The sequence below is a fragment of the Pseudonocardia sp. SID8383 genome, from assembly GCF_009864975.1.
Classification (GTDB): domain Bacteria; phylum Actinomycetota; class Actinomycetes; order Mycobacteriales; family Pseudonocardiaceae; genus Pseudonocardia; species Pseudonocardia alni.
The window spans coordinates 1-9,717 of sequence record NZ_WWFY01000033.1; the positions used below are offsets into that span (position 1 = coordinate 1).

General features: G+C 73.2%; 10 protein-coding genes. 3 read left to right on the plus strand and 7 right to left on the minus strand.

Annotated elements, in window-relative coordinates; genetic code table 11:
- Positions 1 to 104: 104 nt before the first annotated feature.
- The 5 genes from GTW08_RS00790 to GTW08_RS00810 form a co-directional block, all read right to left on the minus strand.
- Positions 105 to 881: an O-methyltransferase gene (locus GTW08_RS00790; protein ID WP_073574223.1), complete on the minus strand. Its 777-nt coding sequence runs from the start codon at positions 879 to 881 to the stop codon at positions 105 to 107.
- Complete coding sequence (locus GTW08_RS00795; RefSeq protein WP_073574224.1) at positions 878 to 2,107, minus strand: sedoheptulose 7-phosphate cyclase; 1,230 nt, start codon at positions 2,105 to 2,107, stop codon at positions 878 to 880. The genes GTW08_RS00790 and GTW08_RS00795 overlap by 4 nt, the downstream gene beginning before the upstream one ends.
- A 132-nt stretch (positions 2,108 to 2,239) precedes the next feature.
- Entirely contained in the window at positions 2,240 to 2,905 is a 666-nt protein-coding gene (locus GTW08_RS00800) for an HAD family hydrolase (RefSeq protein ID WP_073574225.1), read from the minus strand.
- 222 nt (positions 2,906 to 3,127) lie between these two features.
- Positions 3,128 to 4,060, minus strand: coding sequence for a TauD/TfdA family dioxygenase (locus tag GTW08_RS00805; protein WP_073574425.1), 933 nt, complete (start codon positions 4,058 to 4,060; stop codon positions 3,128 to 3,130).
- Between the two features lie 67 nt (positions 4,061 to 4,127).
- The gene (locus GTW08_RS00810; protein WP_073574226.1) at positions 4,128 to 4,766 is read right to left on the minus strand and encodes a hypothetical protein; all 639 of its coding nucleotides are present in this window, start codon (positions 4,764 to 4,766) and stop codon (positions 4,128 to 4,130) included.
- 150 nt (positions 4,767 to 4,916) lie between these two features.
- Here GTW08_RS00810 and GTW08_RS00815 point away from each other — a divergent pair, with 150 nt between their 5' ends.
- A complete protein-coding gene (locus GTW08_RS00815) occupies positions 4,917 to 6,899 on the plus strand; it encodes a M13 family metallopeptidase (protein WP_073574227.1) in 1,983 nt (660 codons plus the stop codon).
- 50 nt (positions 6,900 to 6,949) lie between these two features.
- Complete coding sequence (locus GTW08_RS00820) at positions 6,950 to 7,168, plus strand: DUF2945 domain-containing protein (protein ID WP_062396049.1); 219 nt, start codon at positions 6,950 to 6,952, stop codon at positions 7,166 to 7,168.
- On the opposite strand, the gene GTW08_RS00825 is transcribed toward GTW08_RS00820, so the two are convergent.
- Together GTW08_RS00825 and GTW08_RS00830 are read right to left on the minus strand one after the other, a co-directional pair.
- Positions 7,137 to 8,516 (minus strand): amino acid permease, encoded by a 1,380-nt coding sequence (locus GTW08_RS00825; RefSeq protein WP_073574228.1) that lies wholly within the window; start codon positions 8,514 to 8,516, stop codon positions 7,137 to 7,139. The two genes, GTW08_RS00820 and GTW08_RS00825, sit on opposite strands and share 32 nt — an antisense overlap.
- 129 nt (positions 8,517 to 8,645) lie before the next feature.
- Positions 8,646 to 9,176 carry a GNAT family N-acetyltransferase gene (locus GTW08_RS00830; RefSeq protein WP_073574229.1) on the minus strand — a complete coding sequence of 177 codons (531 nt, stop codon included), beginning with the start codon at positions 9,174 to 9,176 and terminating at the stop codon, positions 8,646 to 8,648.
- A 53-nt stretch (positions 9,177 to 9,229) separates the two neighbouring features.
- On the opposite strand from GTW08_RS00830, the gene GTW08_RS00835 reads away from it, so the two are divergent.
- Positions 9,230 to 9,717: MFS transporter (locus GTW08_RS00835; protein WP_161151255.1), on the plus strand; the 488-nt coding region annotated here is incomplete at its 3' end.

Below are 9,717 nucleotides of genomic sequence, written 5' to 3' on the forward strand. Positions count from 1 at the left end.
ACGCCCGGCGAGCCCGGCGGCGGCGAGCGCGACGACGCCCGAGGCGAGCCGCGCCGGGGCCGGGCCCGACGAACGGGCCCGGCCCCTCAGGGCGGTGGTGCGGCTCATGCGGACCGTCGGATCAGGGTCAGCCCGTCGCGCAGCGGCACCAGCACCTGTTCCACGCGGGGGTCGTCGGTGATCCGGCGGTTGAACGCGGCGATGGCGTCGCCGTTCGCCGTCCGGTCCCCGGTCCAGGGCAGGCCCTGCATCAGGGTGTTGTCGACGCAGACCACCCCGCCCGGGGCGAGCAGACCGCCGTCGAGGACGGTGTCGAGGTACCCGGCGTAACCGGCCTTGTCGGCGTCGACGAACACCAGGTCGAACGCGGTGCCCCGCAGCCGTTCCAGGGCGTCGGCGGCCGGGCCGACCTCGACCCGGATCCGGCGTCCCGCCGGGGACGCGGCGAAGCAGTCCCGCGCGAACGCCGCCACGTCGGCGTCGAGCTCGCAGGCGACCAGCTCGCCGTCCTCGGGCAGGGCCTCGGCCATCGCGAGCGCCGAGTAGCCGGTGAACATGCCGACCTCGAGGACCCGCCGGGCGCCGGTCATCCCGACGAGGAACGCCAGGAACCGGCCCTCGACGTGACCGGACAGCATCTCCTGCTCCAGGGTCCCGGTCCACGCCGCGGACCGGGTGCGCGCCTCCAGCTCGACCAGTGCCGACGACGCCGGCGAGGTGTGCTCGTCGAGGTAGGGGTCCAGGCCAGCGGCCAGGTCCCGGGCCCGGACGAGGTCGGCGTCGGCGCCCGGCCCGGCGCGGGTGACGAGGTCGTCGAGCAGCTCGGCGAGGATCGTCGTCGGTGTGACCGGGCGGGCGGGCCGGGTCGGTGCGCCGGTCACTTCAGCGACCACATGTCCACCCCGCCCGCCGCCGTCGGCAGGTCGGCGACGACCTCCTTGTGCGCGGCCAGGGCCGCGGTCAGCTCCGCGGGGGTGGCGTCGTTGACGAAGTGGCAGGTGCCGATGGGCTTCGGCACCGCCGCGCGCAGCAGCCCGGCCCGGGTCTGGGTGATCGACTCGGTGGCCTCGGTCAGCAGCTCCGGGGTGAGGTACGGGCTGTCGACGGTGAGCCCGAGCCCACTGAACAGCCGGTGGACGCGGTCCCGCTCGCCGGTCGAGATGTAGCCGCGCCGCTCGGCGAGGGTCGCGGAGAACGCCATGTCGACACTGATCGCGTGCCCGTGCAGCATCGGCGTCTCCGGCGCCAGCTCCAGGGTGGGGCTCCAGGTGTGGCCGAAGGCGATGACCCGGTCGAGGTCGAGCTCGTGCAGGTTGCGGTGCTCCAGCTCGAGCATGGTGCGGACGGCGTCGTAGGTGGCGCGGTGGGAGATCTCGCGCAGCTCCGGCGTGCCGTCCCGGTGCCCGAACCCGGTGGCCAGCAGGTCCTCGCCGTACTTCTCCAACAGGTCGAACAGGTCGGCGTTCGCCACCGTCGCGATCTTGATCATCTCGGCGACGCCGTTGCGGACCTGCGCCTCGGGCAGCGTCGCCAGGAACGAGAAGTCCAGCAGCACGTCGTGCGAGGCGTGGAACGCGCCGAGCCGGTTCTTGTGCTTGCCGTGGTTGACCGCGACCTTCATCGCGACGCTGGCGTCGATCAGGCCGATCAGCGTGGTGGGGATGCGGATGTAGGGGGTGCCCCGCTTGTAGGACGCGCAGGCGAACCCGGCGACGTCGGTGGTCAGCCCACCCCCGACGACGAGCGGCGGCTCGGTGCGGTTCAGCCCGAACTCGGCGAACGCGTCGACGATCCTCTCCAGCGTCCGCAGGCTCTTCGCGGTCTCCGCGATCGTCAGCGGGACGGTGGTCAGCGCGATGCCGTGGTGGTCGAAGTAGGCGCGGATGCGGTCGCCGTAGAGCTCGTGCACCGTCTCGTCGACGACCATCAGGCAGCGGCCCCGGTCCCGGTACAGGTCCGCGACATGCGTGTTCTCCGGCGCGAAGGCGCCGTCGACGTAGGAGAGGGTGAACTCGATCCGCTCCCAGCTCTCGACCCGGAACGCGGTGTCGGTCGTGGTCAGCGTCGGGCTCGGCGGCAGGGTCTGCGCTGCCTGGGGATTGCTCATGTCCTCTGGTCTCCGATCAGGTCGATCCGGGGCGGGGCATGGGACTCGTGGGCACGCCCGTGCCGGGCCCGGTCGGTGCGACCGGGCCCGTCGGGCCGTGCGGAGGGTGGAGCGGGGTGACGCCGCCGGGCGTCAGCGGGTGACGCCGGCCAGCAGCGCACCGTCGTCGAGCGACTCGACGCGCTCGGTGGCCTGGGAGAAGTCGTGACCCGCGGTGTTGGCGTTCGGGAAGGCGACGACGCGCACACCCGCACCGTTCGCCGAGGCGACGCCACCGACGTTGTCCTCGATGGCGACGACGCTGTCGGCGGTCTCGCCGAGCGCGGCGATCGCGTGCGTGTACGCCGCGGGGTCGGGCTTGGGCGCGGACACGACCGCGCGGTCGATGAGCACCGCGAAGTCCGTGCGCGTCACGTCCGGTCCGAGCGCGTCGAGGACGGCGTCGACGTTGTCGCGGGAGGTCGTCGTGACCAGCCCGACGGTGACCCCGCGGCCGTGCGCGGCCTTGATGGTCTCGCGGACGCCGGGGCGCGGGGTCCCGCCGGACTCCCGCAGCTTCTCCCGGAAGACCTCGGACTTGGTGGCGTGCACGGCGTCGGCGTCGACGGTCTCACCGGTGGACGCGGCGTGCTCGGCGATGCGCTGGGCGCCGCCGTTGGACTCCAGCATGGCGAGGTAGTCGTCGCGGTCCCAGTGCCAGTCGAGGCCGTGCCGGGAGAAGGCCTCGTTGAACGCCTCGCGCTGCAGCTCGGAGGTGTCGACGAGGGTGGAGATGGAGCCGAACAGGATCGCGGGCACGGGGGTGCTCCTTCGCGGTCGGAGCATGCCGGCGCACGCCCCGCCGCGGGTGGTGGCGGCGGGGCGGGATGCGCGTACGGACGCTCGTGGGAGGCGCCGATCCTGCTGCGTGTGGACACGCCGGGACCGACCGGTTCGCGGTGGCGGCCGCTCTGGTGGACCGCCTCCTCCCAGTATCGAGGGGCCCCCGTGTTCGGCAACTCGAACTCGGGTGGCCGGCCCTCAGAAGGGTCGGTCACCCGCGATCGCGACACGCTCGGCGACCCGCGTGTGCGGGTGGTAGTCGCCGACGGCGTAGTGCTGGGTGGCCCGGTTGTCCCAGAACGCGAGGGTGCCCTCGGACCAGCGGTAACGGACCTGGAACTCGGGCACGTGGGCCTGCGCGAACAGGTGCCGCAGCAGCGCGTCGGACTCCTCGCGGGGCAGCCCGACGATCGCCGTGGTGAACGACGCGTTCACGTACAGCGTCCGCCGCCCGGTCTCGGGGTGGGTCCGGACGACGGGGTGGGTCACCGGCGGGAACAGGTCCTGCACCCGGGCCAGCCTGTCCGGGTCCAGGAAGCGGGCGAAGCCGGGCACCATGTCGTGCACGGCGACGGCGTCGTCGATGCGGGCCTTCACCTCGTCGGTGAGGTTGTCGTAGGCGACGGCCATGTCGGCCCACATCGTGTCCCCGCCGAACGGCGGCGTCTGCACCATCCGCAGCATGGCGCCCATCGCCGGAGCGGTGCGGAACGTGGTGTCGGCGTGCCAGATGTTCTCGTAGGTGCGCTTCCCGGTGCCGAAGCGGACGACGTCGGCGGAGTCACCGGTGTCGAGCATCGGGTTGGTCTCCAGGTCGCCCCAGAGCAGGGCGAGCTCGCGTTGCCGCTCGCTGGTCAGGTGCTGGCCGGGGAAGAACAGCACCTTCCATTCCAGCAGTGCCCGGTGCAGCTCGGCGCGCAGCTGCTCGTCGACCTGCTCCCGCAGGTCGATCCCGGTGATCTCGGCGCCCAGGGTGCGCCCGAGCGGGGTGACGGTGAACGCCTCGTACCGCGCGCCGCTCCGGTCCGGCCCGTCGCCCGGCAGACGGGCGAGCAGGCGCTCGCCCTCCAGCAGGTCGATGGCGGGAGTGGTGCGGGGCCGGGTGACCGGCGCGTCGAAGTTGATCGTCACACCGCGATGGTGCGCGCCGGCTCCGGTGGCCGACAAGCCGGGGTCCACCCGGCGGAGTCCTGTCCGGTCAACTCCGGCGTGCGCCGCCCCGGACCCACTCGAGCGCGGCGTGCCCGGCCGGGGTGAGGGCGACGGTCAGCTCCCGTACCGCGGTGTCGGACAGCGGGAACCGCGCCCCCTCCCGGGTGGACGCCCACACCGACGCGGCCAGATCCGCCGGGCCGGCCATCTTCACCAGCAGCGGCACCACCCGCCGGTACTCCGAACGCACCAGCGCGTCGAGCGCGGTCGCGGCGACCGACACGTCGAAGTCCAGGTCCCCCGGGTCGGTGGAGTCGGCGAGGTCCAGGCTTCGCCGCTCCGCGATGATCCCGAGCAGGACCGGGTGCAGGCGCGGGTGGTCGCCCAGCACGCGGTCGGGGTCGACGTCCCACTCCCCCGGCACGCCCAGGTCGAGGGCGCGGGCGCAGAACTCGCGGTGGAACATGTTCAGCGCGAGCAGCCGCAGGACCAGCTCGCCACGCTCGTACTCGGTGCCGGCGGCGGCCAGGCCGGCGCGGGTGAGGATCGACCAGGCCCAGGCCGCCCACTCCGGCTCGGAGCCGTCGTAGCAGAGGTCGAAGACGCTCGTCGCGAGCTCGTGGAGGTCCCCGAGGACCTCGGCGGCGTCGGGGGCTTCGAAGAGGTCGTCCCACATGTCGGTCATCACCGCCGGTTCTACACGCGTGCCGCGGTTGGTCCGGCGGCCACGGGGTACCACCGGCGCAGCACTCCCACTTCCGCGGCGGACCGGGCGGCGCGGGCGTGTCGGCGTCGGCTGCTCGAAACCGTCGGTTCCGACAGGCAGGATGGCCCCATGACGACCACCGAGTCCGCCCCGACCTCGCGACCGTCCGGTCTCGACCTCAACTGGGTCGACCCGGACGTCCGCCCCCAGGACGACCTGTTCGCCCACGTGAACGGCCGGTGGCTGGCGACCCACGAGATCCCCGATGACCGCTCGCAGGACGGCGCGTTCCGCGTCCTGCGCGACCGGGCCGAGGACCAGGTCCACGAGATCGTCGAGGAGTGCGCGTCCTCGGCGGAGCCCGGCACCGAGGCCCGCAAGGTCGGCGACCTGTACCGCTCCTTCATGGACGTCGAGCGGGCCGAGGAGCTCGGGACCGCGCCACTGCGCCCGCTGCTCGACGAGATCTACGCCGCGACCGACCGGGCGGCGCTGGCCGGCGTGCTCGGCCGACGCCAGCGCGAGGGCCGTGCCGCGCTGTTCGGCGAGTTCATCGCGACCGACCTCAAGGACTCCTCCCGCTACCTGGTGAACCTCAACCAGGCCGGGCTGGGACTGCCCGACGAGTCGTACTACGGCGACGAGGGCGACCCGGAGATCCGCACGAAGTACGTCGAACACCTCCAGCGTCTCGCCGAGCTGGTCGGGCTGGCCGAGCCGGAGCGCGTCGCCGAGCAGGTCATGGACCTGGAGACCGCGCTCGCCGACGCGTCGTGGGACCGGGTCCTCAACCGGGACGCCGAGAAGACCTACACCCTGATGACCCGCGACGAGCTCCGCGCCGCCGCCCCGGGCTTCGACTGGGCCGAGTGGGAGTCCGCGCTGGGGGTGCCCGCGCACGCCTACGACGAGGTCATCGTCCGCCAGCCGAGCTTCGTCACCGCGGCCGGTGAGCTGTGGGCCGGGCGCCCGCTGGAGCAGTGGCAGGCGTGGCTGGCGCTGACCGTCGCCGGGTCGTGCGCGGAGTTCCTGTCCGCCGACCTGGTCGAGGCCGACTTCGACTTCTTCGGCCGCACCCTGTCCGGCACCCCGGAGCTGCGCGAGCGGTGGAAGCGCGGGGTGTCACTGGTGGAGGGCGCGCTCGGCGAGGCCGTCGCGAAGATCTACGTCGAGCGGCACTTCCCGCCGCACGCCAAGGAGCGCATCACCGAGCTGGTCGACAACATCGTCGAGGCCTACCGCCGGTCGATCTCCACCCTGGACTGGATGAGCCCGGCAACCCGGGAGCGGGCGCAGGACAAGCTCGGCAAGTTCACCCCGAAGGTCGGCTACCCGGAGAAGTGGAAGGACTACTCCGACCTGCAGATCGACCCGGCCGACCTGCTCGGAAACGCGGGCCGGGCCGCGGAGTGGCGCCACGACTTCGAGTACGCCAAGCTCGGCGGCCCCGTCGACCACGACGAGTGGCTGATGACCCCGCAGACGGTCAACGCCTACTACCACCCGCGGCTCAACGAGATCGTGTTCCCGGCCGCGATCCTGCAGCCGCCGTTCTTCGACCCCGACGCCGACGACGCCGCCAACTACGGCGGCATCGGCGCAGTCATCGGCCACGAGATCGGCCACGGCTTCGACGACCAGGGTTCCCGCTACGACGGCGACGGCAACCTCACCGACTGGTGGGAGGCCGCCGACCGGACCGAGTTCGAGTCCCGCGCGAAGATGCTGATCGACCAGTACGACGGCCTGTCCCCGGCCGGCCTGCCCGACCACAAGGTCAACGGCTCACTGACGGTCGGCGAGAACATCGGCGACCTGGGTGGTCTGACGATCTCGCTGAAGGCCTACGGGATCGCGCACGAGGGCTCCGAGCCGCCGGTGATCGACGGCCTGACCGGCGAGCAGCGGGTGCTGTTCGGCTGGGCGCAGGTGTGGCGGGCGGTGACCCGCGACGCCGAGGCGATCCGTCGGCTCACCACCGACCCGCACTCGCCGCCGGACCTGCGGTGCAACGCGGTCGTCACGAACCTCGACACGTTCCACGAGGCGTTCGGGGTGACCGAGGACGACGGGCTCTACACCGACCCGGACCGGCGCGTCCGGATCTGGTGAGGCGTTCCCCCGCGCCGGGTTGACCGGCCGGTGCGGGGGTATCCGGTCCCATGACGCAGAAGTTCGCCAAGGGCACGTGGGTCGCGTGGAACTGGGGCAACGGCACCCCGACCGGCAAGGTCGTGGACCACTCCACCGACCGCATCGAGAAGACCATCGACGGGTCGAAGCAGTCCCGCAACGGGACCGAGGACAACCCGGCCTACGTGCTCGAGCAGGAGGACGGCCAGACCGTCCTCAAGCTCCACTCGGAACTGAAGAAGGCGTGACCCGCCGGCGGCGGCGCCGCACCACCAGGTAGACCACGACGAGCAGGGCTAGGAAGGGCACGCCCGCCTGTGCCGCCGTCGCGAACTCGGTGGTGAACGGCGTCGTCGCCAGCACCGCGGCGACGAACAGCATCGCCGCGACGGTCGTGTACGGGGCGCCCCACAGCCGTACCGGGGACTCCTGCCCCGCGCCGGACCGGCGGAACGCCAGGTGCGCGGCGAAGATCAGCAGCCAGGTCACCAGCGCCCCGAACAGGGCCAGCCCGACGAGCAGCGGGAACGCCGTGGCCTCGGCGAACACCGAGACCAGGCAGGCCAGCGCCAGCCCGACCGCGGACAGCGCCAGGGCCCGCTGCGGGGCGCCGTGCCGGTTGACCCGGGCGAGCGAACGGGGCGCGTAGCCGTCGCGGGCCAGCGAGTAGGTCATGCGCGCGGTCACGTAGAGGTTCGTGTTCATCGCCGACAGCGCCGCGGTCAGCACCACGACGTTCATCACCGCGGCCGCCGCGGGCACCCCGGCCAGGGCGAACAGGCGGACGAACGGCGACTCGGTGACGTCGTCGCCGGTCGTCACGGTGTTCCACGGCAGCAGGGTCACCACCACCAGCATCGCCCCGACGTAGAAGACCGCGAGGCGCACCACGGTGCGCCGGGCCGCGCGCGGGATGTCGCGGACCGGGTCCGAGGACTCGGCCGCGGTGACGGCGACGGCCTCGGTGCCGAGGAACGAGAACGTCACCACGGTCAGGGCGAGCCAGATCGCGCCGAGGCCGTTCGGGGCGAACCCGCCGTGCGCGGTGAGCGCGCCGAGGCCCACGGGCTGCTGCCCGGGCAGACCGAACACGATCGCGACGAGGCCGACGACGATGAACGCCACGATCGTCACGACCTTGATCATCGCGAACCAGTACTCGGTCTCGCCGAAGAAGCGGACCGCGCCCGCGTTGACCGCGAGCATCACCACCGAGAACCCGACGACCGGGATCCACAGCGGCAGGTCGGGATACCAGAACGTCAGGTAGAGCCCGGCCGCGACGACCTCGCTGCCGATGTTCACGACCTGCGCCGCCCAGTACATCCAGCGCTGCACGAACCCGGCACCGTGCCCGAGGTAGCGCTGGGTGATGGGCCCGAATCCCCCGGCCTCGGGGTGGCGCACCACCATCTCGGCCAACGCGTAGGCCAGGACCAGCGCGACGACGGCGGCGACGACGTAGGCGACGATCACCGCCGGCCCGGCGATGGAGATGGCGAGCCCGGAGCCGAGGAACAGCCCGGTGCCGATCGCGCCGCCCACGGCGATCATGCCGATCTGGCGTCCGTCGAGTTCACGGCGCAGGCCGTCCATGGTGCTCCCCGTGCGGTACCGCTCCCCCGGCCCGGGTCACGGGCGGGGCGCGCCGGCGCCGATCCCGGCCGGTGGGCCGGAACGGTGCGGGGCGCAACGGGCGGTGATCCTCGCACGCGCCCGGCGGTGTCAGTCCCGGGGGCCGTCCGGCGGCGCCCCGACCAGCGCCCGCCGGAACCAGGTCACGTCGCGCCACGCCCCGTGCTTCCAGCCGACACCGCGGAACGTCCCGACCTCGCTGAACCCCAGGGCACGGTGCAGCGCGGCGCTCGCCTCGTTCGGCACGGTCATCCCGGCCACGGCGACGACCATGCCGCGCGCGACGAGTTCGGCGAACAGCGCCTCGTCCAGCGCCCGGCCCAGCCCCCGCCCCTGCGCCGACGGGGCCAGGTAGACCGAGACCTCGCAGGTCCACGCGTAGGCCTCGCGGGACTTCCACGGCCCGCCGTAGGCGTAGCCGAGCACCTCACCGCCGGGGCCGACGGCGACCAGCCAGGCGTGGCGTTCGCGGGCGGCGGCGATCCGCTCGGCCATCTCCACCGGGCCCGGCGGCTCGGCCTCGAAGCTGATCGCGGTGTCCCGGACGTAGGGGGCGTAGACGGCGGCGCAGGCGTCGGCGTCCTCGGCGGTCGCCGGGCGGATGACAGGTCGGTTCGGCACGGTTCACAGCGAATCACGGTGCACCGGTCGCCCGGGCGGGTGAGGATCATCGCGTGCTCCTGTCGATCGTGCTCGGACTCCTCTTCGGCCTCGCCGGCACCTCGACGTCGGGGGTGACGGTCGCGTTGCCGTTGCTCGCCGACGGGCTCGGCGTCGACACCGCGGTCGCGACCTGGATGGTGAGCGGGTACGCGGTCGCGCTGGCCGTCGCGACGCCGGTGCACGGACGGCTCGCCGACGCCGTCGGCATCCGGGTGCCGCTGTGTGTCGGGGTGGGCCTGCTCGGGCTGGGAGCGCTCGCCGCGGCGGCCGCGCCGAGCTTCGGCCTGCTGATGGCGGCCCGGATCGTGCAGGGGCTGGGCGCGGCCTCGGTCCCGGTGCTCGCCTCGGCGCTGCTGTCCGCCAGGACCCCGCCGGAACGACGCGGCGGCGTGCTCGGGCGGCTGGCCGGGATCTCGGCCGCGCTGTCCGCGCTCGGCCCGCTGATCGGCGGGGCGCTGACGACGGTGGGCGGCTGGCGGGCCGCGGTCGCGCTGCCGGT